The sequence below is a fragment of the Nocardiopsis sp. N85 genome (assembly GCF_028882275.1).
Classification (GTDB): Bacteria; Actinomycetota; Actinomycetes; order Streptosporangiales; family Streptosporangiaceae; genus Nocardiopsis; species Nocardiopsis lambiniae.
In genome coordinates this window covers 181,233-206,565 of record NZ_JARBUT010000005.1, presented here as the reverse complement: position 1 = coordinate 206,565, position 25,333 = coordinate 181,233, and the positions used below count along the sequence as shown (strand labels likewise).

The 25,333-nt window shown below is 71.3% G+C and carries 18 protein-coding genes; 12 read left to right on the top strand and 6 right to left on the bottom strand.

Features of this window, described 5'->3' with window-relative positions:
- The first annotated feature begins 137 nt into the window (after positions 1-137).
- Entirely contained in the window at positions 138-983 is an 846-nt protein-coding gene (locus PWG71_RS09795) for an SRPBCC domain-containing protein (RefSeq protein WP_274809266.1), read from the top strand.
- The gene (locus PWG71_RS09790; RefSeq protein WP_274809265.1) at positions 980-1,306 is read left to right on the top strand and encodes an ArsR/SmtB family transcription factor; all 327 of its coding nucleotides are present in this window, start codon (positions 980-982) and stop codon (positions 1,304-1,306) included. The genes PWG71_RS09795 and PWG71_RS09790 overlap by 4 nt, the downstream gene beginning before the upstream one ends.
- A 213-nt stretch (positions 1,307-1,519) precedes the next feature.
- Here the strand turns inward: PWG71_RS09790 and PWG71_RS09785 are convergent, their stop codons facing one another.
- Together PWG71_RS09785 and PWG71_RS09780 are read right to left on the bottom strand one after the other, a co-directional pair.
- Positions 1,520-2,473 (bottom strand): hypothetical protein, encoded by a 954-nt coding sequence (locus PWG71_RS09785; RefSeq protein ID WP_274809264.1) that lies wholly within the window; start codon positions 2,471-2,473, stop codon positions 1,520-1,522.
- 163 nt (positions 2,474-2,636) lie between these two features.
- A complete protein-coding gene (locus tag PWG71_RS09780; RefSeq protein ID WP_274809263.1) occupies positions 2,637-3,818 on the bottom strand; it encodes a DUF695 domain-containing protein in 1,182 nt (393 codons plus the stop codon).
- A 74-nt stretch (positions 3,819-3,892) separates the two neighbouring features.
- Between PWG71_RS09780 and mnmA the strand changes: the two genes are divergently transcribed.
- From mnmA to gatA, 7 genes are all read left to right on the top strand, one after another.
- Positions 3,893-4,990, top strand: a complete 1,098-nt coding sequence (gene mnmA / locus PWG71_RS09775; protein WP_274809262.1) for a tRNA 2-thiouridine(34) synthase MnmA — start codon at positions 3,893-3,895, stop codon at positions 4,988-4,990.
- 143 nt (positions 4,991-5,133) lie between these two features.
- Positions 5,134-5,733 (top strand): DedA family protein, encoded by a 600-nt coding sequence (locus PWG71_RS09770; protein WP_274809261.1) that lies wholly within the window; start codon positions 5,134-5,136, stop codon positions 5,731-5,733.
- A 58-nt stretch (positions 5,734-5,791) separates the two neighbouring features.
- Complete coding sequence (locus tag PWG71_RS09765) at positions 5,792-6,835, top strand: methionine synthase (RefSeq protein WP_274809260.1); 1,044 nt, start codon at positions 5,792-5,794, stop codon at positions 6,833-6,835.
- Between the two features lie 27 nt (positions 6,836-6,862).
- Entirely contained in the window at positions 6,863-9,124 is a 2,262-nt protein-coding gene (ligA, locus tag PWG71_RS09760) for an NAD-dependent DNA ligase LigA (RefSeq protein WP_274809259.1), read from the top strand.
- 324 nt (positions 9,125-9,448) lie between these two features.
- Positions 9,449-11,500, top strand: a complete 2,052-nt coding sequence (locus PWG71_RS09755) for a putative bifunctional diguanylate cyclase/phosphodiesterase (protein WP_274809258.1) — start codon at positions 9,449-9,451, stop codon at positions 11,498-11,500.
- A gap of 97 nt (positions 11,501-11,597) precedes the next feature.
- The gene (gene gatC, locus PWG71_RS09750; protein WP_274809257.1) at positions 11,598-11,897 is read left to right on the top strand and encodes an Asp-tRNA(Asn)/Glu-tRNA(Gln) amidotransferase subunit GatC; all 300 of its coding nucleotides are present in this window, start codon (positions 11,598-11,600) and stop codon (positions 11,895-11,897) included.
- A gap of 2 nt (positions 11,898-11,899) precedes the next feature.
- A complete protein-coding gene (gene gatA, locus PWG71_RS09745; RefSeq protein WP_274809256.1) occupies positions 11,900-13,399 on the top strand; it encodes an Asp-tRNA(Asn)/Glu-tRNA(Gln) amidotransferase subunit GatA in 1,500 nt (499 codons plus the stop codon).
- 108 nt (positions 13,400-13,507) lie between these two features.
- Here the strand turns inward: gatA and PWG71_RS09740 are convergent, their stop codons facing one another.
- The 4 genes from PWG71_RS09740 to PWG71_RS09725 form a co-directional block, all read right to left on the bottom strand.
- A complete protein-coding gene (locus tag PWG71_RS09740) occupies positions 13,508-14,632 on the bottom strand; it encodes a thioester domain-containing protein (protein WP_274809255.1) in 1,125 nt (374 codons plus the stop codon).
- A gap of 231 nt (positions 14,633-14,863) precedes the next feature.
- Positions 14,864-16,075, bottom strand: coding sequence for a thioester domain-containing protein (locus PWG71_RS09735; protein ID WP_274809254.1), 1,212 nt, complete (start codon positions 16,073-16,075; stop codon positions 14,864-14,866).
- Positions 16,076-16,368: 293 nt separating this feature from the next.
- Positions 16,369-17,586 carry a thioester domain-containing protein gene (locus tag PWG71_RS09730; protein ID WP_274809253.1) on the bottom strand — a complete coding sequence of 406 codons (1,218 nt, stop codon included), beginning with the start codon at positions 17,584-17,586 and terminating at the stop codon, positions 16,369-16,371.
- Positions 17,587-17,989: 403 nt separating this feature from the next.
- A complete protein-coding gene (locus PWG71_RS09725; RefSeq protein ID WP_274809252.1) occupies positions 17,990-19,156 on the bottom strand; it encodes a Cys-Gln thioester bond-forming surface protein in 1,167 nt (388 codons plus the stop codon).
- 293 nt (positions 19,157-19,449) lie between these two features.
- On the opposite strand from PWG71_RS09725, the gene gatB reads away from it, so the two are divergent.
- The 3 genes from gatB (at position 19,450) to PWG71_RS09710 (ending at position 25,031) form a co-directional block, all read left to right on the top strand.
- Positions 19,450-20,946: an Asp-tRNA(Asn)/Glu-tRNA(Gln) amidotransferase subunit GatB gene (gene gatB / locus PWG71_RS09720; protein ID WP_274809251.1), complete on the top strand. Its 1,497-nt coding sequence runs from the start codon at positions 19,450-19,452 to the stop codon at positions 20,944-20,946.
- A 412-nt stretch (positions 20,947-21,358) separates the two neighbouring features.
- Entirely contained in the window at positions 21,359-24,064 is a 2,706-nt protein-coding gene (locus PWG71_RS09715; RefSeq protein ID WP_274809250.1) for a putative bifunctional diguanylate cyclase/phosphodiesterase, read from the top strand.
- Positions 24,065-24,137: 73 nt separating this feature from the next.
- The gene (locus tag PWG71_RS09710; RefSeq protein WP_274809249.1) at positions 24,138-25,031 is read left to right on the top strand and encodes a hypothetical protein; all 894 of its coding nucleotides are present in this window, start codon (positions 24,138-24,140) and stop codon (positions 25,029-25,031) included.
- Positions 25,032-25,333 lie beyond the last annotated feature (302 nt).

Below are 25,333 nucleotides of genomic sequence, written 5' to 3'. Positions count from 1 at the left end.
GGCGCTCGGACATTTCGGGGGGAACGGGTCGCCGGGGTGGCTCGGGAACGGGTGCGTACCGCGAAAGTGCAACCTGAGGGTTGCGTGTTGGCGATCAAAGTGCAACCCTGGGGTTGCGCTCAAAGGAGAGGATTCCCATGATCGACGACATCGACGACATCGACCGCATCGAACGCGCCATCGACATCGACGCCTCCGTCACCCGGGTGTGGGCCCTGATCACCCGCCCGGGCTGGTTCATCAACGACGGGGCGATCATCGACCACGCCATCGAACGCGACGGCGACATCGACATCGTCCGGGACCCCGTGCACGGGGACTTCCGCATCCGCACGGAGAAGCTCGACCCGCACCGCTACGCCGCCTTCCGGTGGCTGGACGACGACACCGACGCCTCCACCCTGGTCGAGTTCCACCTGGACGAACTCCCCGCCGGCGGGGTCCGGCTGCGGGTCGTCGAGAGCGGGTTCGCCACCCTGGGCGGCACCGAGGCCTACCGGCGGCGCCGGTTCGAGCAGAACGCCCAGGGCTGGGAGATCGAACTGGCGGCCGCCCGCGACCACCTGGACCCGCTCGCCGTGCGCCGGGCCGTGCACGTCGATGTCACGCCCGAACGCCTGTGGGAGACCATCACGGAACCCGCGCGCTTCGTCGGCTGGTACGCCTTCGACGGCGCCGACTTCGTCGCCGAACCCGGCGCGCCCATGGAACTGCGCTGGGACGAGCACGGCACCTTCCGAGGCCGGGTGGTCGAGGCCGTCGCGCCCCGCCGGTTCGCCTACCGCATCGCCGGCGAGACCGACACCGACCCCGGCGACGACTCCACCCTGGTCGTCCTGGAGGTGCGGGCCTCGGGGGAGGGTTCGCTGCTCACCGTCACCCAGACCGGGTTCGCCGATCCAGAGGAGGCCGCCGCCGAGACCGACGGCTGGGAGGGCGGTTTCGCCGGCCTCGCGGAGCACCTGGCGGGAGCACGGGGATGAGCGGGACCGACGTCGCCACCGCGTTCGCCGCCCTGGGCGACGAGACGCGGTGGAACATCCTGGTCCGCCTGGGCCGCGAACCCGCCTCGGCGTCCGCGCTCGCCGCCGACCTGCCCATCACCCGGCAGGCGGTGGGCAAGCACCTGGAGGTGCTGCGGGCCGTCGGCCTGGTGGAGTCGCGGCGGCAGGGGCGCGAGGTCGTGCACCGGGCGGTGGGCGGGCGGCTCAGCGCGTTGGGCCGTGACCTGCAAAGGGTCGGCGAGACATGGGAACGCAGGCTCGCCTCGCTCAAGGAACTCGCCGAACGCGACGACCGACCGTGAGGATGCGCGGTGGCCTCTCCGACGGGTACGACCCGCCGACCGACGCCGACGGGTCATCCTCGCCGGACCCGGCGGGCCGCTCGGGGAGGCCACCGCACGCCACCGGATCGACCTTCGCGGTTCCGCCGGTGGTGCCCGCCCCCGCGCCGACGCCTGCGTGCGGCCGCCTCGATCTCCGCCGACCCCGCGCCCCGCCCCGGCGCCCCCGCGCGTTCAGCGCCAGGAACGGGAGGTGATCCCCTCGGCGAGGACCTCGCGCTCTCCCGGGGACTCCGGGCGCAGGTGGTGGATCGTGGAGGTCGGATCGGCCGGTGTGCCGGTGTCGGGCACCAGGCTCACGATCGAACCGTCGTCCAGGTGGACGCGCAGCTCGCTGGGGTATCCGTCGGAGTGGTGGACGATGAGGACGCCGTCGAGGTCGCGACACCACACCCCGGGGTACTCGCAGCCGGAGGCGATGCCCTCGGCGACCGCCGCGTCGTTCCAGGTGACGACGTACAACGGCGACCCGTCGGCGCCGCGGTAGGTCAACCGCAGCCCCTGGTGCGTCCGGTGGGCCGCGGCCAGGGTCCAGCCGGGGTGGTCCAGCACGGCGATCGGTCGCCCGTACTCCATGAGCAGGTCGCGGGAGCCCTCGGCGGCGGTGTACCGGCGCAGTTCCTCGGAGAGGACCGGCAGGATCGCCAGCAGGGCGCAGATGAGCACCAGGGCGGGCAGCGCACCGGGTCTGTGCCTTCCCGGTAGCCACGCGGTGACCATGGCGGCGCCCAGACCCAGGGTGGTGATCGCCCCCGTCAGGAAGGCGATGTTGACGGTGACGCCGCCGGACAGCGGTGTGGCTTCCGGGGCGAGGAAGGCCACCACGACGGGGACGGTCATCGCGGTGCCCGTCACCAGGACCGCGCAGGTCAGGGCGTGCTCGACGCCGAACCCCTCCAGCCAGCGGGTGGCCAGCCACACCATGAGCAGGATGACCCCGGTGACCACGGGTGTGAGCAGGAACATCCCCAGACCCGCGTCGCTCATCGTCAGGGCGCGGGAGACGTCCCACACGCCCAACGGGAACAGCGACATGAGGGGGGCGCCGACCAGGCACAGGATGAGGATCGCACCGACCGCGGCGAGCCGTGGTCGGCCCGTGGGAGCACGGGGAAGCACACCGTCCATCAGGCCGAATCATCCTCCTGGCGGGGAGGCAACGTTACGCCTGTCGAGGCTTGAGCGCCAGATGTGCAACGTGGGATTCGGACTTGACCTCACGGCCGACCACGGAGGGACCGTGTCCGCACCGGGTCGGTCGAGGGTCAACGGCAGGTGAAGGGGACGCGCCTCACCCCTGGAGGAAACGGCGGTACGGACGCAGGGCGGCGGCGAACACCGCCCGGTCCGGGTCCAGCCTGCTGCTCAGTTTGAGATCCCCCTCGGACCAGCTCTTGAGCTCCTCCTCGAACGGGGCCAGCGCGTCCGACTCCGGGTCGAGGTAGTACATCAGGTCCCTGCGACCCGACAGCGTGCTCCGCAGGAACAGCGCGCCGTTGTCGTCGAGCAGCCGGGCCAGGCGGGACTCCAGTTCCTGGAGGGCGACCGCGGAGGCGCCGTCGGGCTGCCCGTCGGAACCCTTGTCGGTGTAGGGCACGAGCACCTGCACGGCGAGCGTGAACGCCGGGAAGTCACGCCGGGTCACCGGGTGCCGGGCGGAGAGCACCAGCTGGTCCTGGCGCAGGTTGGTGGCCTTGAGGGTCACCCAGCCGTCGTTGCCGCCGCCGAGCATGTCGATCATCTGTCGGACCGCCGCCGGGATCGAGGTGGGCGGCAGCGGGTCCAGCGGGGACTCCTCAAGCGGGACCACCGTGCCGATGCGGCGCACCGACTCGTCCTCTCCCAGGGCGAGCAGCACCACGTGGTCGGCCAGGGCGCGGCGCACGTCCTCGGACAGGAACATGTTGTCGGGGTGGTAGACGCCCACCTCGATCCGCCCGGTGGCGTGGTCGACCCGCATCGACACCGACACGTGGGTCAGGTCGAGCTCGTGGTCGTCCCAGCGCACGGTCCCGGTCAGGCTCTCGTGGTCGGCGGGGCGGGCCGGCAGGAACGCCCAGGCGTCGTCGTCCGGAGCCGAACGCGTCCAGCGCTCGGACTGGATGCGGGCGTCGTCGGAGGGGCCCGGTCGCAGAGTGAGGGCGTGCGCGGGGCCCTGGCCGAAGGCGGCGGGGTCGTCGAGCGCGGCCAAGCGCTCCAGGAGTTCGTCGGGGTCGACGTCCATCGAGAGGTCGAGGTCCTCCAGACCCGGTTCCGGGGTGCTCGGAGCGGGGCCGGCCTCCCAGTCCAGGTCCGGATGGACCGCCTTGACCAGGGCGGTGACCCGCTCGGCGACCTCGTCGGGTGCCGGGCGGTCCGCCTCGACGGCCTCGGCCAGCGGTTCGCGCAGGGTCGGCCAGGCATCCCAGAACGCGGAGATGGCGGCGGTCGAATCGGTGGTGTCGTTGGAGCGGCGACGACGGAACAGAGCCATGGGTCGATTTTCGCAGAAGCGGACGACCACACCCGCCCCGCACACCCTCGCGGGGCGCATAGGCTGGAACCACTATGACTTTGCGTGTACTGGCCGCCATGTCGGGCGGGGTCGATTCCGCGGTCGCCGCGGCCCGTGTGGCCGAGGCCGGCCACGATGTCACCGGTGTCCACCTGGCGCTCTCCAAGAATCCTCAGTCCTACCGCACGGGCGCCCGCGGGTGCTGCACGGTCGAGGACTCCCACGACGCCCGCCGGGCCGCCGACGTCATCGGCATCCCGTTCTACGTGTGGGACATGTCGGAGGAGTTCGACCGGGAGGTCGTGCAGGACTTCGTCGCCGAGTACGAGTCCGGCAACACCCCGAACCCGTGCCTGCGCTGCAACGAGAAGATCAAGTTCGAGGCGGTGCTGGACCGGGCGATCGCGCTGGGCTTCGACGCGGTGGCCACCGGGCACCACGTCCGCAAGATCGACGGGCGCCTGGTGCGCAGCGTCGACGAGGCCAAGGACCAGTCGTACGTGCTGGGCGTGCTCGACGCCGAACAGGTGGCGCACGCCATGTTCCCGCTGGGCGACTGCACCAAGGACGAGGTGCGGGCCGAGGCCGAGCGCCGGGGGCTGGCGGTCGCCGACAAGCCCGACAGCCACGACATCTGTTTCATCGCCGACGGCGACACCGCCGGCTTCCTCAACCGCCGGTTGGGGGAGCGGCCGGGTGACATCCTCGACGAGGACGGCAACGTGCTGGGCACCCACAGGGGCGCGCACGCCTTCACGGTGGGCCAGCGCAAGGGACTGGGACTGGGCGGGGCGCCCGATCCCCGGTACGTGCTGTCCATCGAGCCGGTGAACAACACGGTGACGGTGGGGCCGCGCACGTCGCTGCGGGTCAACGAGATCACGGGCGTGCGGCCGGTGTGGAGCGGCTCGGAGCCGCTCACCGAGCCCACGGCCTGCCACGTGCAGTTGCGCGCCCACGGCGAGGTGTACCCGGCGACGGCACACCAGCGCGAGGGGGGGGCCGGCCCGGAGTTGGTGGTCCGGCTCGCGGAGCCCGCCACCGGGGTGGCCACCGGTCAGGCCGTGGTGGTCTACGACGGTGGGAAGGGCGACACGGTGCTGGGTTCGGCGACCATCGCGGTCACCGCCCGCGCCTCCGCCTCCGTCTGACGGTGTCCCGGGGCCCGGTGGAGGAGTCCCAGGACAAACCGGGCAAAGCAGGACAGGTTTTCGGTCACTTTCCGCTCTTCGCCTCTTGCCGGGGTTAGGTAAGGCAATGCAAAGTGATGGGGTCAAGGTTGGGAGACCCGTCCATGCCCCAGTTCGCTTTCCTCGAAGGTCAACCCTTCTGGGTCGTCTACTTCACGCTGCTCGTCGTCATCCTGTTGCGCGCGCCCGCGACGTACTGGATCGGCCGCGGGCTGGGCGCCGGGGTGAACCGCAGCCGTATGGGGACCCGGCTCGGTCCGCGCCTGGACCGGGCCAAGAACCTCGTCGACCGTTACGGGGCGCCCGTGGTCACCCTGAGCTTCTTCACCGTGGGCATGCAGACCGCCATCAACCTGGCCGCGGGCGTCGTGCGCATGCGCTTCCCGCGCTACTTCGCCGCCGTCTTCGTCGGCGGGCTGGCCTGGGCGGGCCTGTGGGGCATGGTCATCGCCGGGATCGTCGGCACCTGGCTCACGCTGTTCCTGGACTCCCCGTGGACCGCGATCGGGGTCGTGGCCGTGGCCGCGGCCCTGGTCACCGTCATGGTGCTCCTCCGCCGCCGTAGAGCGTCCCGCGTGGCAGACGACCCGCGGGCCCCCGACGCCGGTGTCGAACCGGACGGGGAGGCCGGGACGGCGGAGCCGAGCGGGACCGCGCGGACCGACGAGGCCTCCCCGGCCTCCGAACGCGCCACCACCACCTGACCCGGCGCGGCCGCGCCGCGCCGTACCCCGGGTCGTCCTTGCCCTAACCTTGGGCGATGTGAGCGAACAGCACCCCTACCCCTGGCCCACCGCCTCCTCCACCGGGGTCGGGTCGTGGCCCGGAGAGGACCCCGACGAGGCCGTCCGCACCGTCCTGGGCGAACTCCCCGACCTTCCCCACCTGCCCGAACTGCCCGGACGCGGCGTCGGCGCCGACATGATCGGCCGCACCGCCGGACTGCTGGTGGAGTTCCCCGTCGAGGTGCAGCCCACCGGGTGGCGCGTCGCCGACACCCCCGGCCGCGACCTGTACCGCGCCCACGGGTTCCTCTCCCGCGACCTGGACGTCCTCACCGAGCACGCCCACGCCTACGAGGGCGCACTCAAGATCCAGGCGGCCGGTCCGTGGACGATGGCGGCCTCCACCGAACTGCGCAACGGCCAGCGCGTGATCGCCGACCCCGGCGCGTACCGCGATCTCTGCGCCTCCCACCTCGAAGGCGTGCGCGCCCACCTCGCCGACGTCCGCACACGGGTGCCCGGCGCCCGCCTCCTCGTGCAGATCGACGAACCCTCCCTGCCGGCCGTCCTGCTCGGCGCCCTGCCCACCGCCAGCGGCTACGGCCGGCTGCGCGCCGTGGACCGGATCCGCGTGGAGGAGACGCTGCGCACCCTGTTCACGACGATCACCGACGCCGGGGCCGTCCCCGTCGTCCACTGCTGCGCCGAAAACGCGCCCCTGGACCTGTTGCGCCGCAGCGGCGCGCGAGCGCTGAGCCTGGACGCCGGACTGCTCGACCGTCGTCACGACGACATGGTCGGCACCGCCGTCGAGGCCGGTGTCGGGCTGCTGCTCGGCGTCGTTCCGGCGGTCGATCCCACCCCCTCCGAGCAGGCCCGAATGTCCGACCCCGCCGCTAACGTCGATGTCGTACGCGAGTTGTGGAACCGGTTGGGCTTCGATCCCGACCTGCTCTCACGGACGGTGGTCACGACCCCCGCCTGCGGGCTGGCCGGCGCCTCCCCCCACCACGCCCGGGCGGCCCTGCGGGCCGCGCGGGACGGGGCCCGGGTCCTTCGTGACGAGCCCCGCAGGTCGTAGACGAGCACGAGACGGAAAGGCGGCCACGTGGCGCCCGAGAACACCAGCGAGATCCCCGACGAGGCGCGCGACCGGCACGAGGAGTTGTCCAGGGACCTGGACGATCACAGCTACCGCTATTACCTGGGCAACCCGATCGTCTCCGACGCCGAGTACGACGCCCTCATGGGCGAGCTGCGCGACATCGAGGAGAAGTACCCGCAGCTCATCTCCCAGGACTCGCCCACCCAGAAGGTCGGCGCCCCCATCAGCGTCGACTTCGCGGCGGTCGAGCACCTGGTGCGGATGGAGAGCCTGGGCAACGCCTTCGACTCCGACGAGCTGAACGCCTGGGCGGACCGCGCCTCGGCCGAGGTGCCCGTCGACGCCTACCTGTGCGAGCTGAAGATCGACGGTCTGGCCGTGGACCTGGTCTACGAGAAGGGCCGCCTGGTGCGCGCCGCCACCCGCGGCGACGGCCGGGTGGGCGAGGACATCACCCTCAACATCCGCACCATCGACGTCGTGCCCGAGCGGCTGGACGAGAGCGTGCGCCCCGCACCGGAGCTGCTGGAGGTGCGCGGCGAGGTGTTCCTGCCGGTCGAGGCGTTCGAGGCGCTCAACCGGCGCATCACCGAGACCGGCGAGCACACCCCCTTCGCCAACCCGCGCAACGCCGCCGCCGGATCGCTGCGGCAGAAGGACCCGCGGGTCACCGCCACCCGGCCGTTGTCGATGATCGTGCACGGCGTGGGCGCCTATGTTCCCGCCGGAGGCGGCGGGAACGGTCGTCCGGGCTCGGAGGACGTCGCCTTCACGAGCCAGTCGCAGGCCTACGCCCTGCTCGGGGAGTGGGGACTGCCGCTCAGCGACCGCTACAGGGTCGTGTCCTCCATGGACGAGGTGCGCGCCTACGTCTCCCACTACCAGGAGCACCGGCACGAGCCCGACTACGAGATCGACGGCATCGTCATCAAGGTGGACGCCTTCTCGCTTCAGCGGCGGCTGGGATCCACCAGCCGCGCCCCGCGCTGGGCGATCGCCTACAAGTACCCGCCCGAGGAGGTCACCACCAGGCTGGTGGACATCAAGGTGGGTGTGGGCCGTACCGGCCGGGTCACCCCCTACGGCGTCATGGAGCCGGTCACGGTGGCCGGGTCCGAGGTCGAGTTCGCCACCCTGCACAACGCGCAGGAGGTCCAGCGCAAGGGCGTGCTCATCGGCGACACGGTGGTGCTGCGCAAGGCGGGCGACGTCATCCCCGAGATCGTCGGCCCGGTGCTGGAGAAGCGCGACGGCACCGAGCGGCCCTTCGTGATGCCGGAGGTCTGCCCCGAGTGCGGCACCCCACTGGGTCAGCAGAAGGAGGGCGACGTCGACCTGCGCTGCCCCAACGCCCGCTCCTGCCCCGGCCAGCTGCGCGAACGCCTGTTCTTCGTGGCCGGCCGCAAGGCGCTGGACATCGAGGCGCTCGGCTACGTGGCGGCCACCGCGCTGACGCAGCCGCTGGAGCCGACCGAGGCGCCGCTCGCGAACGAGGGCGACCTGTTCGACCTCACCGTCGAGCAGCTGTTGCCGATCCGCACCTACGTCCTCGACCCCGACACCTCCGAGCCCAAGACCGACCCCAAGACGGGCGAGGCCAAGGTCGTCTCCTTCTTCGTCAATCTCAAGGGCGAGCCCAAGAAGACCGTGGAGAAGCTGTTCGAGCAGTTGGAGATCGCCAAGGCGCGGCCGCTGTGGCGGGTCCTGGTGTCGCTGTCCATCCGGCACGTGGGCCCGCGCGCCGCCGAGGACCTGGCCCGCCACTTCCGGTCGATGGACGCCATCCGGGCGGCCTCGGAGGAGGAACTGGCGGCGGTCGACGGCGTCGGCCCGACCATCGCCCGCTCCATCAAGGAGTGGTTCGAGGTCGACTGGCACCGGGAGATCGTCGCCAAGTGGGCGGCGGCCGGCGTGCGCATGGAGGACGAGGTCGACGAGAACCGACCGCGTTTCCTGGAGGGGGTCACCGTGGTGGTCACCGGCTCGCTGGAGGGCTTCACCCGGGACGGGGCCAAGGAGGCCATCGCCGAACGCGGTGGCCGGGCCACCGCGTCGGTCTCCAAGAAGACCGGATTCGTGGTGGTGGGCGACAGCCCCGGCTCCAAGTACGACAAGGCCGTCAAGCTGGGCGTGCCGATCCTGGACGAGCAGGGCTTCCGGGTGTTGCTGGAGGCCGGCCCGGAGGCCGCGGAGAAGGCGCGGATCAACCCGCCGGAGGCCGGCGACGAAGCCGATGAGCAGCGGGAGGAGGCGGTCGAGGCCTGAGGGGTCGCGTCCGCGCGGCGGTCCGGACGCCATCCGACACGCACGTCCGTCCGATGGTCCGTGGGTCGGAATCCGTTCCGGACCGCCGTTTCTTTTTCCTGGTTCGCGCCACAATCGACCCACGTCTTGGTTAACTGATAGTTCCTGTCGGACGACACTTGGTGACGAAGCGGCGTAAGGTGGACAGTGTGCTCCGCGAAGCGGACACCACCGAACCCGGGATTCGGTCATGGAGGGGTGACCGCGCCCGAGGGCCGAACCATCAGGAGCGGCGGCACGGCCGATGCCGTCGATCTCCGCGTCCCCCTCACGAGGACACAACGGATGAGAGACCCCATCAGTACCCGGGACATCGGCCCGCGGATCGGGACGCCGCTGTGGCTGTACATGGCCGGCACCGTCGCCGCCGGAACGCTCCTGCTCGCCGCCGCCCTGCTGTGGGCCGGGCCCGACCTGCTCCCGTACGCGGTCGAACCGCTCACGTGGGTCCTGCTCGGCATGGTCCTCTTCGGTGAACTGCGCCCCATCTCCATCCCCGGGCGGTCCCCCGGCAGCGGCGCGCCCACCTCACTGCCGTTCTCCCTGGCCCTGATCCTCTTCCAAGGCCTGCCCCTGGCCGGACTCGTCCAGGTCGTCGCCACCGTCGTCGCCGGGTTCGTCCGTGGCCACGCCGCCCACCGCATCGCCTTCAACGCCGCCCAGTACACCCTGTCCCTCGGCGCCGCCGACGCCGTCCTGCGCCTGGTCCTGGCGCCCCTGCGCGGCACCGCCACGGGGGTGCCCGCCGGGCAGGCGCTCCTCGCCATCGGGCTGGCCGGAATCACCTACTTCCTGGTCAACCGGATCCTGGTGATCTGCGCCGTCGCCATGCACGAACGCGTTCCCCTGGGACAGGCCATGGCCAAGGGCCTCGGCCGCCAGATCCAGATCAACGCCGTCCTCATCGGCATGGCCCCCCTCGTCGCCGTCGCCATGACCCACTCGGTGCTGTACGTTCCGCTCTTCGCCCTGCCCCTGGGCGCCCTCTACACCAGCGCCCTGTTGTCGGTGAAGCGCGATCACCAGGCCAACCACGACGAACTCACCGGCCTGGCCAACCGCAAACTCCTCACCCTGCGCGCCCACCAGGAGATCGACGCCGCCCGCCGCCGCGGCGGCCGGGTCGGCCTGCTCCTGCTCGACCTCGACCGGTTCAAAGAGGTCAACGACACCCTGGGGCACCCCACCGGGGACCGGCTCCTCCAGATCGTCGCCGGCCGACTCACCCACAGCGTCCGCCCCGGCGACCTCGTCGCCCGGCTCGGCGGCGACGAGTTCGCGGTGCTGCTGCCCCAGATCCGCGACATCGAGGCGGCCGCGGAGGTCGCCGCCCGCCTGCGCGGCGCCCTCACCGAACCCGTCCGCCTCGACGGCATGGACCTCGACCTGGAGGCCAGTATCGGCATCGCCCTCCACCCCGAGGACGCCGTCGACTTCGAACACCTCATGCAGCGCGCCGACGTCGCCATGTACGTCGCCAAGTCCGCCCGCTCCGGGGTGGAGTCCTACGACCCCGGCAAGGACCGCAACTCCACCGCCCGGCTCAGCCTGTTCAGCGAACTCCGTCGAGGCCTCACCGAAGGCGCCCTCGAAATGCACTACCAGCCCAAGGTGCGCCTCGACGACGGACACCCCGTCGGGATGGAGGCCCTCGCCCGCTGGCGCCACCCCACGCGCGGGCTGCTCGGACCCGAGGAGTTCATGCCGGTGGTGGAGGAGTCCCACCTGTTCCGCGCCTTCACCGGGCAGGTCCTCGACATCACCCTGTCCCGCCTCGCGCAATGGCGGGAACAGGGGGTGCGCCTGCCCGTCTCCGTCAACCTGGGCGTGCGCGAACTCCTCGACCCCTCCCTGCCCGAAACCGTCGCCTCCGCGCTGGCCGAGCACGGGATCCCGCCCGAACGCCTGGTGCTGGAGATCGGTGAACACGCCCTCATCACCGACGTCGAAGCGGCCACGGCGGCCGTCCACCGACTCCGCGGGCTCGGCGTGGGCCTGGCACTGGACGACTTCGGCACCGGCCACTTCACCCTCGTCCAGCTCGCCGGGCTGCCGCTCGACGAGGTCAAGATCCACGAGTCGTTCACCGCCCGCCTCACCGACGGCACCGGCAACGGTCCGACGGTGGTCCACGCCGCCATCGCGCTGGTCAACGCGCTCGGCATGCGCGCCACCGCCGAAGGCGTGCAGACCCGGGAGTTCGCCGAGGCCGCCCGGGGCACCGGCTGCCACGCCGCCCAGGGGCACCACTTCGCCCCGCCGATGCCCGCCGACGAGGCCCTCACCTGGCTGACCGCCCACCGAGGGGTGTCCACAGGGGCCCCGACCTCGGGGTGATCCGGATCGCGGCCCCGGCCGACCGGCACCGGCAACGACGACGGAGCCATAGGATTGACGGGACAGTCCGTCCGCCGAAGAAACGGTTAAGTCACTCATGACCGCCATCACCCGCGATGAGGTCGCGCACCTCGCCCGGTTGTCGCGGCTGGCGCTCGACGAGAGCGAGCTCGACACGCTCGCCGCCCAGCTCGGTGACATCCTCACCGCCGTGGCCAAGGTGCAGGAGGTCGCCCAAGGCGACATCCCGCCGAGCTCGCACGCCCTGCCGCTGACCAACGTCTTCCGTCCCGACGAGGCCCGGCCCTGCCTCACCCCGGAGCAGGCCCTGTCCGGCGCCCCGGCCGTGGAGGACCAGCGGTTCCGGGTTCCGCGCATCCTCGGGGAGGAGGAGTAGCCATGAGCGACATCGTCAGCCTCACCGCGGCCGACCTCGGCACGGCGATCAAGACGGGCGAGGCCTCCGCGGAGGAGGCCGCCACCGCCTACCTGGACCGGATCGAGGCCGTGGACGGCGAGATCGACGCCTTCCTCCACGTGCGCCGGGAGACCGCCCTCGACCAGGCCCGCGCGGTGGACGCCCGCCGCGCCGCCGGCGAGGAGCTGGGCCCGCTCGCCGGAGTCCCGGTCGCCCACAAGGACGTGTTCGTCACCAAGGACATGCCCACCACCGCCGCCTCCAGGATCCTGGAGGGCTGGCACCCGCCCTACGACGCCACCGTCACCGCGCGCCTGCGCGAGGCCGGGCTGGTCATCCTGGGCAAGACCAACATGGACGAGTTCGCGATGGGCTCCTCCACCGAGAACTCCGCCTACCAGGTCACCCGCAACCCGTGGGACACCTCCCGCATCCCCGGCGGCTCCTCCGGCGGGTCGTCGGCGGCCGTCGCGGCGTTCCAGGCCCCGCTGGCCACCGGCACCGACACCGGCGGTTCCATCCGCCAGCCCGCAGCCGTGTGCGGCCTGGTCGGCGCCAAGCCCACCTACGGCGGTTCCTCCCGCTACGGCATGATCGCGTTCGCGTCCTCCCTGGACACCCCCGGCCCGTTCGCGCGCAACGTGCTCGACGCGGCCCTGCTCCAGGAGGCGTTCTCCGGGCACGACCCGCTCGACTCCACCTCGATCGACGCCCCCGTGCCGCCGATCGTCGAGGCCGCCCGCAACGGCGAGATCGACGGCCTGCGCATCGGCGTGGTGGAGGAACTCGACAGCGACGGCTTCCAGGCCGGTGTGCGTCAGCGCTTCCACGAGAGCCTGGAACTGCTGGAGTCCCTGGGCGCCAAGATCGTCGAGGTGTCCTGCCCCAGCTTCGACGCCGCCCTGTCGGCGTACTACCTCATCGCGCCCAGCGAGTGCTCGTCGAACCTGGCCCGGTTCGACGCCATGCGCTACGGCCTGCGCGTCGGCGACGACGGCACCCGCAGCGCCGAGGAGGTCATGTCGCTGACCCGCGCCCAGGGCTTCGGCCCGGAGGTGAAGCGCCGCATCATGCTGGGGACGTACGCGCTGTCCAGCGGGTACTACGACGCCTACTACGGCAGCGCCCAGCAGGTCCGCACGCTCATCAAGCGCGACTTCGACGCCGCCTTCGAGAACGTGGACGTACTGGTCTCGCCGACCACGCCGACCACCGCGTTCCCGATCGGCGAGCGCGCCGAGGACCCGATGGCGATGTACCTGGCCGACCTGTGCACCATCCCGTCCAACCTGGCGGGCAACGCGGCGCTGTCGGTGCCGTGCGGACTGGCACCGGAGGACGGGCTGCCGGTGGGCCTTCAGATCATGGCCCCGCCGCTGGCCGACGACCGCGCCTACCGGGTGGCGGCGGCGGTCGAGCGCGCCCTGACCGATCGGGACGGCGCCCTGATCGCCCGCAGCCCGTACGCGGTCGACGCCTAGGCGTCCGCGCGCGAAGCGCCCGCCGGCCCTCGGGGCGGGCGGGCGCTTCCGTGTCCGCGGAAGGGGAACGGGGCCCGGGCCGTGGGGGGTACGGTCCGGACCCCGGGCTCAGGGGGTCGGGGTCCGACCGTCGGAGGCCCTCCTGCGGCGGCTCAGCACGACGAACGCGCCGCCGCCCAGGAGCAGTGCCAGGCCGCCGACGACGAGGGCGGCGATGGCCCCGCCGGTCAGCGCCAGGCGGCTCTCCTCGCCGGCCGCGGACACCGGGCTCGCCGACGGGGCCGCGATCGGCGGCGGGGTGCCGCCCGCCTCGTCCCAGACCACCGACACCGTGCGGGAGACGGTGATCTCACCGTCGGCCGCGGCGATCAGGGTCTGGGTGGGCTCGTCCTCGTCCTCGCCCTTGAAGAGCCGGCCGGTGAGCACGGCGGCCTCCGCGGCGAGGGTGAGTTCGGCCTCGCCCGCCCCGGCGTCGGCCGGGACGGCGAACCCGATCCGGTCGCCGTCGGAGACGGACTCCACCGTCGCCCCGCTGTCGAGGTCGACGATCTCCACACCGTCGGGCGCGTCCAGCTCCAGCGGCACGGCGTCGGCGCTGGTCTCCACGGTGAAGGCGCCGACCGTCCCCCCGGCCAGTCCCGATCCCAGGTCGGGGGAGACGGACAGGGTCGACGGGGGCTCGTCGGGTAGTTCCTCGGCGTTCTCGACCAGGTGGTCGTAGAGCCGGATCACCTCCTCCTCGCTCACCGGGGCCGTGATGTCCGGGTTCTGCTCCACCTCGACCAGGTCGAGGCCGTTGCTGAAGTGCCAGATCGCCGCCTGGGTGGCGGTGAGGGCCTCCGCCTTCGACAGGCCCGGGGTGTCGATCGCCTTGCGCAGATCGGGGATGTCCACCACCGGGTAGGAGTTCATGAGGATCCAGTGGACCTTGCCGGGTTCGCCGAAGTCGCCCTCACCGGGGTAGTTCGCCCACTCGTCCTCCCGGTACCAGGCGTCGCCGACGATGCCGGTCCGGAAGTCGATGCAGTAGGTGGTGAGCGTCCGATCCCCCAGGTCCACCCTGAACGTGCCCGTGGTGGTGAACTCCTCGCCCCGCATGATGATCCCGTGACCGTGTTCGTCGACACCGGTGTACCGACCGCGCACGGATTCGGCCATGGCGGGAAGGGCCAAGGGGCCCAGCACCAGGGCGGTGGCCGCGAACGCGGCGGGGATCACACGGGAGAGCGGCACGTTCACATATCACTTTCCGGTGGGGCGTGGAGTGGAGGAGCGGAGCACGGAGGGGAGGGCGGTACCTGTTCCGTTCGGGGATACGGGGCCGATGGTAGCGATTCATCTCTCGGCGGCCAACCCTCGGTAGTGACGCAAGTGCACTGTGTCCGCACTTGAGCCTTTTGTCTGTTCACTGAACGACAAAGGCCCCTTCCCGATGGGGAAGGGGCCCGATGATTCAGGCGGTGCCTACTCCTGGGTGGAGGCGGCCTTGCGCTTGCGGCTCAGGTAGATCGCACCGCCACCGGCGCCGAGGGCGGCGATGCCGGCTGCGACGAGGCCGGCCAGGGCGCCGCCGGTGACGGGCAGGCTCGGGCGGTCATCGGCCGGGGGGGTCGGCTTCGGGGACTCCGGGACGGACGGGGACTCCGACGGGGCCGGGGACGGAGAGGTCGGGGCGGACGGAGATTCCGACGGGGCCGGGGACTCGGGCTCGCTGGGCTCGTCGGTCGGGGGGACCTCGGGCTTGGCGGTCCAGGAGGCGGACGCCGAAGCGGACACCGTGACCTTCTCGGTCTTGGCGGTGATCAGGGTCTGGGTCGGCTTGTCGCTCTCACCCTTGAAGAGACGCCCGGCGGAGACGTCGGCGGTGGTCTCCAGGGAGAAGGAGGCGTTGCCGGCGGCGGCGTCGGCCGGGACGTCGAAGGCGACCTTGTCGCCGTTCTCGACGGCGGTGACCGGCTCGCCGGTCTCCAGGTCGACCAGGGTGACGCCCTCGGGGGCGTCGAGGACGACCGGGACGGAGGCGGCGCTGGTCTCGATGACGAACGCGCCGACCTTGGAGCCGGCCTCACCCTCGGCGGTACCCGGGGTGACGCTCAGCGCCGGTCCCGGCTCCTGGGGCAGTTCCACGGCGTTCGCGACCAGGTGGTCGTAGACCTTCTTGACGCCCTCGGGGTCGTTGGCGGTGACCTCGGCGCCGTTGGTGAAGTGCCAGATCGCGGCCTGGGTGGCGGCGATGGCGTGCTCCTCCTTGAAGCGGGAGTTGGTCACGCCGGCGTTCTCGGCCAACTGCGCGGCCGAGATCGTCGGGTAGCCGTTCTGGAGGATCCAGTGGACCTTGCCCGGGGAGGCGAAGTCACCCTTGCCCGGGTAGTTCGCCCAGTCGTCCTCGCGGTACCAGGCATCGCCGCGGATGCCGGTCTCCAGGTCGATGCAGTACGTGGTGAACGTGCTGCCGTCCTCCAGCTTCAGGGTGAAGAGCATGGTGTTCTGCCTGACGCCGTCGACGCGAACGTCGGCGCCCTTCTGGGCCGGGCCCGTGTACTGGGCCCGAACGGCGCCCTCGTAGGTGTCGGGGTCCGCGGCGGCCGGGGCGGCCAGACCGAGGGCGAGGAGGGAGGCCGCGCCCGCGGCGACGGTCGTACGCCCGAGGGCAAGGGGGAGGGACACGTTCGTCACGTCTGTTCCTTGGGTTCTACGGCTCCGACCGTGGGCGGGGTCAAGGGCGCCGGTACGGCCTGGGAGCACGTGAGGAGTGTGAGCGGGGGAGACCGGTCGGGCATGACCGCCCGACCGATGTCGGTGATGCGGGATGTCCCCCACCGAGCCGATGAGGTGTGGTCGCGCCGCGCCTCCTGTGCGCGGGCATGGGACTTCCAAGAGGAAGACGCGCGGCTGGGGCGGATGGTGTACACGAAAGGCCCCCTCTTCCGACTGCTCGGAAGAGGGGGCCCTCGCCTGGGACGCGGTGCCTACTCCTGGGTGGAGGCGGCCTTGCGCTTGCGGCTCAGGTAGATCGCACCGCCACCGGCGCCGAGGGCGGCGATGCCGGCTGCGACGAGGCCGGCCAGGGCGCCGCCGGTGACGGGCAGGCTCGGGCGGTCATCGGCCGGGGGGGTCGGCTTCGGGGACTCCGGGACGGACGGGGACTCCGACGGGGCCGGGGACTCGGGGGCGCTGGGCTCCTCGGTCGGCTCGCTGGGCTCCTCGGTGGGCTCGCTGGGCTCGTCGGTCGGGGGGACCTCGGGCTTGGCGGTCCAGGAGGCGGAGGCCGAAGCGGAGACCTTGGTCTCACCGCCCTTGGCGGTGATCAGGGTCTGGGTCGGCTTGTTCGGGTCCTCGCCCTTGAACAGGCGGCCCGTGGCGACCTCGGCGGTGGTCTCCAGGGAGAAGGAGGCGTTGCCGGCGGCGGCGTCGGCCGGGACGTCGAAGGCGACCTTGTCGCCGTTCTCGACGGCGGTGACCGGCTCGCCGGTCTCCAGGTCGACCAGGGTGACGCCCTCGGGGGCGTCGAGGACGACCGGGACGGAGGCGGCGCTGGTCTCGATGACGAACGCGCCGACCTTGGAGCCGGCCTCACCCTCGGCGGTACCCGGGGTGATGCTCAGGGTCGCGTCGGGCTCGGAGGTCTGCGGCAGGTCCTGGGCGTTGCCGACCAGGTACTCGTAGACCTTCTTGACGCCGGCGCTGTTGCCGCTGTTCTTGAGGTCCATGCCGTTGCTGAAGTGCCAGATGGCGGCCTGGGTGCCGCCCAGGGCGTCTGCCTTGCTCAGACCCTCGACCCCGGCGGCCGCGCCCAGTTCCTCGGCGCTCACGTTCGGGTAGGAGTTCTGGAGGATCCAGTGGACCTTGGCGGGCTCGGCGAAGTCGCCCTTGCCCGGGTAGTTGTCCCACTTGTCCTCGACGTACTTCGCCTTGCTCACGATGCTCGTGCGGAAGTCGATGCAGTACGTCGTCAGGACCGTGCCGTCTTCCAGCTCCAGCTTGAAGAGGCTGGTCGGGGCGTTGCCACCGTCGAGGTGGACCTGGGGGCCGTTCTCGGCGTTGCCGATGTAGGTGCCGGTGACGGCGCCCTCGTACGGGGCCGGCTCGGCGGCCGCGGGAGCGGCCATGCCGAAGGCGAGGAAGGCCGCGGCGGTGGCCGCCAGGCCCGCGCGCCCGGCGGTGCGGGGGAGGGAGATCTGAGTCAAGTCGTATCCCGGTGTCGTCTAGGGGTGACCGGTCTAGGGGTAACCGGATGATGTCGGACCATGCCGGAGCGGGGAGCCGCGGCGGGGTCCGGGTGCGAAGGGCCGTGCGGAGGCGGTGCGAGGCCGCCACTCGTGCGTCCGGGTCGGGTGGACCACGTCTCGGGGTCAGGGGGCGTGGTGCCCTGGGAGCGGAGATTGGGCGCGGCGCGCCCGGGCCCGGATTCGCCGTCTCGCGGGGGCGGGCCGTCGGGATGCCGCACAAGGCCGATCGCCCGCCCGATACTAGCGATACGGTTCGCCACTTCCAACCCGGTTCGCGAAAAATGTGACCCGATACGGCCCAGAAAAAAATCCACCTGCGCAAAGCCGCATTATGGCCGAATGTTATGCAACGAAGTGGGGGTCACTCGCGTCGCTTACGCCCCAGAATAAGGATGATCAGGCCCGATACCACCAGGGCACCCGCGATGACCAGCAACCCGGACAACCAGGTGCCGGTCCTGGGGAGGTCGTCGCCCACGATTCGGTCATCCTCGGTGGACACGGCCTCTTCGCTCGGTTCTGCCTCGGCGAGTGGTTCCTGCGGGGTCGGCTCCGGGGTTTCGGTCGGGGGTTCCGGCGTCGGGGACGCCGGTTCGGTCGAAGGTGTCGGAGCGTGCCACGTCAGCGTGGCCGTCGCCGTGCTCGTCGCCGTACCGGCCTCGGCGGTGACCAGTGGAAGGGTGCGCACACCGTCGCGCCCGGTGAACAGCCCGCCCTCGGCCAGGGGGATGTCCTCGCCGTGCACGTGGAGCGACACCACTCCGGCGGGCATCGACGGTTCCACCCGCAGGTACAACTCGTCGCCGTCCACGGCGTGGGTGACCTGTCGGCCCTCCGCGTCCACCAGCCACGAGGCGGGCGCCCCGCCCAACGACACCGGCATCGGCTCGTCACCGGCGCTCGACACGGTCAGGGGTCCCAGCGGTTCCTCGGGTCCCACCGCGTCCACGTGCTCGGGGGACACGCTGAGGGACGGTGCCGCCGGGCTCTCCTCCGGCGCGAGCGCGCCCACCATGAGGTGGTCGTACAGCGCCAGCACGGTCGGGTCGTTGGCCTCGCGGTCCGGTTCGGTGTCGGACAGCACCCGCCACAGGGCCGCCTGCGTGCCCGCGATCGCCTGGTCCTCGCGCATCGGGGGCAGCCCCGCGTCGATGCTCAGGGACACCAGGTCCCGAGCGGGGTAGGAGTGGGTGACGATCCAGTGCGCCCGGTCGGCCGGGGCCGCCTCGGTCGCGCCGCCCGCCCACGCGGGGACGCCGGACCAGTCCGACTCCACGTAGGCGGCACGTCGACGGACCTCACCGTCGGGTGAGGTCGTGTAGGCGCGCACGGAGTCGTCGTTCCCGATGCGCAGGCTGTACAGCGCCGTGGCCACGGTTCCACCGCCGACCGGGGTCAGTTCGACCCCGGCCACCGGTTCGCGGTCCACACGGGAGAAATCGTCGGCGAGCGCGGCCGGGGTACCGGCCAGGACCGTGACGAGGACGACCGATGAGAGCAATGCGGCGCACCGACGCGGGATGTCCATGTGCAGCTCCTGTACGGAGGGCGGACGGACCATCGGGTCGACCGGCGAAATCGTCTTCTCGGAGCACTCAGACTAACGGTCCGGCACCGTCGGTGACGGTCTGACACCTCTACAGTGGCCTGATCGTGCACATGACGTGACATGCGTCGTTCCCACGCGGGGCCGAGGGCGGGCGCTCCACCCCCGCGCGCTCGGTAGGCTGACCTGGAAGGTACGTCCTCTACGGAAACGGGTTTGCGGCGATGGCCCACGCGGTAACTCCTGGCACTGCCACGAACGGTGACCCCTCTCCGGTGGCCTACGAGCAGGCGCTGACCAGGTACGAGCCCGTGCTCGGCCTGGAGACCCACATCGAACTGGGCACCGCCTCGAAGATGTTCTGCTCCTGCCCCACCGCGTTCGGGGCCGACCCCAACACCCAGGTGTGCCCGGTCTGCCTCGCGCTGCCCGGCTCCCTGCCGGTGGTCAACGAGAAGGCCGTCGAGGGGGCCGTCCGGCTGGGGCTCGCGCTCAACTGCTCCATCGCCCCGTGGGGCCGGTTCGCCCGGAAGAACTACTTCTACCCGGACATGCCGAAGAACTACCAGATCTCCCAGTACGACGAGCCGATCTGCGTCGACGGGTACCTGAACGTGACGGTGGACACCCCCGAGGGCCCCCGCGAGTTCCGTGTGGAGATCGAGCGGGTCCACATGGAGGAGGACACCGGCAAGACCTCCCACGTGGGCGGGGCCACCGGTCGCATCCACGGCGCCGAGTACTCCATCGTCGACTACAACCGCGCCGGCATCCCGCTGCTGGAGATCGTGACGAAGCCGATCACCGGCACCGGTGTCCTGGCCCCGCTGGTCGCCCGCGCCTACGCCGCCGAGCTGCGCGACCTGGTCCGTTCGCTGGGCATCTCCGACGTGCGCATGGAGGAGGGCTCCATGCGCTGCGACGTCAACGTCTCCATCAACGAGCGGGGCGCCTCCGAGTGGGGAACCCGCAGCGAGACCAAGAACGTCAACTCCCTGCGCTCGGTCGAGCGCGCCGTCCGCTCGGAGATCGAGCGACAGGCCGGTGTCCTCGACGCCGGGCTGAAGGTCGTGCAGGAGACCCGCCACTTCCAGGAGCACACCGGAGCCAGCGTGTCCGGTCGCAGCAAGGAGGAGGCGCAGGACTACCGGTACTTCCCGGACCCCGACCTCGTCCCGGTCGCCCCGTCCGCGGAGTGGATCGAGGACCTGCGCGCCACCCTGCCGGAGCTGCCCGCCGCCAAGCGGGCCCGGATCCGCGCCGAGTGGGACCTCACCGACACCGAGCTGCGCGACCTGGTCAACGCCGACGCGGTCGAACTCGTCGAGGCGACCGTCGCGGCCGGCGCCCCCTCCGCGGAGGCGCGCAAGCTGTGGCTCAACGAGCTGTCGCGCCGCGCCACCGAGCAGGAGGTGGAGCTGTCGGCCCTGCCGATCACCCCCGCCCAGGTGGCACGGATCATCGCCCTGGTCGCCGAGGGCGCACTCACCAACAAGCTGGCCCGCCAGGTCGTCGAGGGCGTCCTGGCCGGTGAGGGCGAGCCCGACACGGTCGTGGAGGCCCGAGGGCTGAAGGTCGTCAGTGACGACGGCGCGCTGGGCGCGGCCGTCGACGCCGCCATCGCCGCCGACCCCGACGCCGCCGACAAGGTGCGCGGCGGCAAGGTCGCCGCGGCCGGAGCGCTGGTGGGCGCGGTGATGAAGGCCACCCGCGGGCAGGCCGACGCCGGTCGCGCCCGGCAACTGATCCTGGAGAAGCTGGGCGTCGCGTGACGTGTGCCCGGTGCCACGCCGTGGATCGACCGGGCCCCCTCACGGATCCCCTAGGGTGCTGGGTGTGCCGCGACTTCGGAGGGAGATCGCGGCACACCGCGTGAGCATCAGGGGGTCCGCGTCACCGTAACGTCGATCACGGTCCGTGATGACTCCGTCGTCATCTCTCGTCCGACCCTCAATCGCCATGTGACCTTGGTTGCGTAGGGTTGCGACGCACGGTGGCGGTGGTCGACGGCGATCGCCCGCCACCGGTCGGTCCCGGTCCCGCGAGATCGGCGGTCCGCGCGCCGGACGCCCCGAGCGCGCCAGGAATCGTCACGACGCGAGGTGGGTGCTCCATGTCCGAGGAGAGAGCGTGTCCGCGGCGAGCCGCCGCGGACGGCGTCACGCGCCCGCTGGGAGGTCGGTAATGGGAACCCGGACACGTCGCCTGTCGGTGATCGGGCTCGTCGTCCTGTTCCTCGTCTATGTCGTCGCGACCCGGATCCCGATGGGAACGGACACGGTCGCGACGTTCCTCGGTGAGTGGCCTTCATCCCTGGTCGCGGGTATCGCAGGGGCCTCCTTGCTGTACGCGTCCCGCCGGTGGGCGACCACCGGCGCCGATCGCGAGGCCCACGTCGACGGCGCGGACGGGCCGGCGGCGTTGCGCAACCTGGGCTTCGCGGCCCTGGCCTGGTGCGCGGGCGGGGTCACCCACGGCATCACGGGGGCGCTCAGTTCCAATTCGGTGCTGTCCCTGACACTGGGCGACCTGTTCGCGCTGGCGGCTCTGCCGCTGTTCGTGGTCGGCTTCACCCGGTTCGCCCCCTGGCCGGGGGGCGTGCGCACCGCGCTGCGGCACATCACCGACAGCTACGTGTGCGCCGCCGCCGTGTTCTCCGTCGTGTGGCTGCTCGTCTTCTCACCGTTGTACGGGGAGCTGGGCGAGGGCTCGGGGGTGCTGGGCTTCGCCCTGGTGTACCCGGTGGCCGACATCGCCGTCCTGTGCCTGCTCGTCCCGTTGGTGTTCATGTCGCCGCACAGCACCCGGCGCGCGGTGCTGCTCGCGATCGCCGCGCTCATCGTCATCGCCACCTCGGACATGATCGGGGCGATCACCCGTCTGTCCGGGCCGTCCGTGGCCGGCGGCATCGAGCACCCGGTGCGCTTCCTCGGGTTCGCCCTGCTGGGGGCGTTGCCGTGGCTGGTGGAGCATCGACCGGGCGCCGAACCGCGCCGTATCACCGGTCGTGGCCTGTACCGGTTCGCGCCCGAGCTGGCCGCGATCGGCGCGGTCGCGATCGCGGCGGTGGTGCTCACCGTCGGCGGACTGCGCCTGACGGGGGTGGCCCCGGTGCTGCCGGTGGCCGCCGGGACCGCCGTGGTGGTGCTGCTGGTGCGGATCCTGGGAATGCTGGAGGAGAACGCCACCCTCACCCGCATGGTGCGCAACCGTGAGGGGCACTTCCACGAGTTGGCGCGCAACAGCGGCGACGTCATCCTGGTGCTGGACCGCGACGGCGGGGTGTCCTACGTCAGCCCGGGCACGGCCGAGGCCTTCGGATATCGGCTCGAAGACGTGCTGGCCGCACCCGTGACCACGCTCATCCACCCCGAGGACATGGAGCGGACCGAGACGGTCACCGCCCTGTTCGACGAGCGGGGAAGCCAGGGCGTGCACCTGCGGTTGCGGGTGCGCGCGGCGGACGGGACCTGGCGGCACACCGAGTCGACGGTGTCGTTGTACGAGCAGCCCGGCGAACCCGACCGGCTCCTGGTGACCACCCGCGACATCAGCGCCCAGGTGGCGTTGCAGGACGAGGTGGAGCACCTCACCTTCCACGACGGTGTCACGGGCCTGCCCAACCGCTCCTACCTGGAGGAGCGGGCCAGCGACGTGCTGGCCCACCGGGCGATCAGCGACGAGCCGATCGGGGACATCGCGGTGCTGTTCCTGGACCTGGACGGGTTCACGGCGGTCAACGACTCGGCCGGGCACGTGCGCGGCGATCACCTGCTGGCCCAGGCGGCCCGCAGGATGCGCGGCGAACTGGAGCCCGGAGCCACCCTGACGCGCTGGGGCGGTGACGAGTTCGCGGTGCTCATCGAGGGCGTACCCCGGGCACAGCGGGTGGTGGACCTGGCCGAACGTCTGGGACGGGTCATCGCCTCGGAGCCGTTCCAGGTGGCCGACCGGGAACTGGTGCTGACCGCCAGTATCGGTGTGGCCTTCGCCGAACCCGACACCGACAGCGGTGACCTGCTGCGCAACGCCGACGTGGCGCTGACCCGGGCCAAGGAGCGCGGGGCGGGCAACGTCGAGGTGTACGCCGCGCACATGCACGACACCGTGGTGTCCCGTCTGGAGTTGCAGATCCGGCTGCGTCGGGCGTTGGCCGAAGGGGAGTTCTTCCTGGAGTACCAGCCCATCGTGGACCTGGGCACGTCCCGGGTCACGTCGGTGGAGGCCCTGGTGCGGTGGGACCGCGACGGCGAGGTGGTGGGACCGGACGGTTTCCTCGGTGCCGCCGAGGAGTCGGGGCTGATCGTGCCCCTGGGGGAGTGGATCCTGCGCGAGGCCTGCGAGAAGGTCGCGGTGTGGCGGGTATCGGACTGGGACATCGGCCTGTCGGTGAACCTGTCCATCAAGCAGGTGCTCTCCCCGCGCTTCGTGGAGACGGTGGAGGCCGTGCTGGCCGACTCGGGTCTGTCCGCGGAGGTGCTGACCCTGGAGGTCGACGAGGACGTTCTGCTCGACGGCGGCGGCGAGGCCGTGCAGCGGCTCGCGGAACTGCGGGATCTGGGTGTGCAGTTGGCCGTCGACGACTACGGGATGGGGTACGCCTCGCTGGCGCACCTGCGCAGGCTGAGCGTGGACGCGATCAAGATCGACCCGTCGTTCATCGCCGACCTGGGCCGCGACGACACGGTCACGCTGCTCACCCACACGATCATCCAGCTGGGTCGGGACCTGGGCGTACAGGTGGTCGCCGAGGGCATCGAACGCCCCGAGCAGTTGGAGCAGCTGCGGGCCATGGGCTGCGATCGCGGTCAGGGGTTCCTGGTGGCCCGTCCGATGGCCGCCCCCGGTGTGGAGTCGCTGGTCGGCGGCGAGGCCGGCGCCAACCTCTAGGACGAATCTGCGCCAATACGAATATAGCGGCGTTCACCTGCGAAGACGCCGACGTGGCCGCTAATTCTCCGTCATGCCCTCTCATCAGCACGAGTTCCCCCTCGACCTGATCCGCTGCGATCCGGGTTCCGCGGTCGAACTCCTCCGAGAACTCACCGGCGAACCGCTGCCGGAGTTCACCCGCGTCCGCTGCGACGCGGCCGAGGCCACCAGCACGGCTCTGACCCATCTGACCTCGGACTCGGTGGTGGTCTGTGAACGGCCGCCCCACCCCCATGAGGAACGGGACGACCCGGTCCCGGTCCTGGCGGTCATCGTCGAGCCCCAGAACAGGCGTGACGACCGCAAGTCCTACCGCTGGCCGGCCTACGTGGCCAGCACCCGTATGCGCCTGGAGCGCCCGGTGGCGCTCCTGGTGCTCACCCCCACGTCGTCACCGGCCCGTCGCTACGCCGAACCCATCGACCTGGGGTGCGGGGAGATCCGCCCCCTGGTCCTGGCCCTGGACACCCTCAGGCCGATCAGCGACCCGAAGGCCGCCGCGGCCCGACCGGTGCTCGCCGTGCCGGCCATGGCCGACAACCCGACCGAGGACGAAGCGGCGCTGGACGCGCTGCTCACGGCGCTGAAAAGCCTCGATGGCTCGTCCTCCTCGCTGTACTCTGATCACGTGCTCGCGGCCCTGTCCGCCACGGCCCTCGGATCCCTGGAGAAGCTCATGAAGCTGAAGGACTACGAGTTCAAGACCGAGTTGATCGGGCGCCCCTTTCGCGAGGGCAAAGCCTTGGGGCAGATCAAGGGGATCTTCGCAGTCCTGAAGAGCAAGGGGATCGAGGTCTCCGAGGAGACGCGGAAGCGTATCGATGGCACGACCGACCTGGAACTCCTGGACGTGTGGCTGAACCGGGCCGTCGGCGCCGAGCGGGTCGAGGACCTCTTCGAGGAGCGTTCCGAGAAGGGCCGTTAAGACGGCCTAACGATCTGAACCCAGGTCCCCTGTTACGTGTTCTCCGTTACACGTAACAGGGGACTTTTTTGTGTTTGTCCTGTTCAGTGCGGTTCACTGGATGATGGTCGTGCCGCATCGTGACATCTACGTCTCACTATTTGAGACAATATGAAGTTCTGGTTGACGCGCGGACGCTTCTTCGGCCAAGGTTGGGAGCGTGAAGAGCAACTCCCTGATTCTCGTACTTGGTCGGCGCGCAGCCCACTGAGTCACTTCTGCTGCGCGCCACCCCTCGACCGCCACCGGGCGGTGGGGGTTTT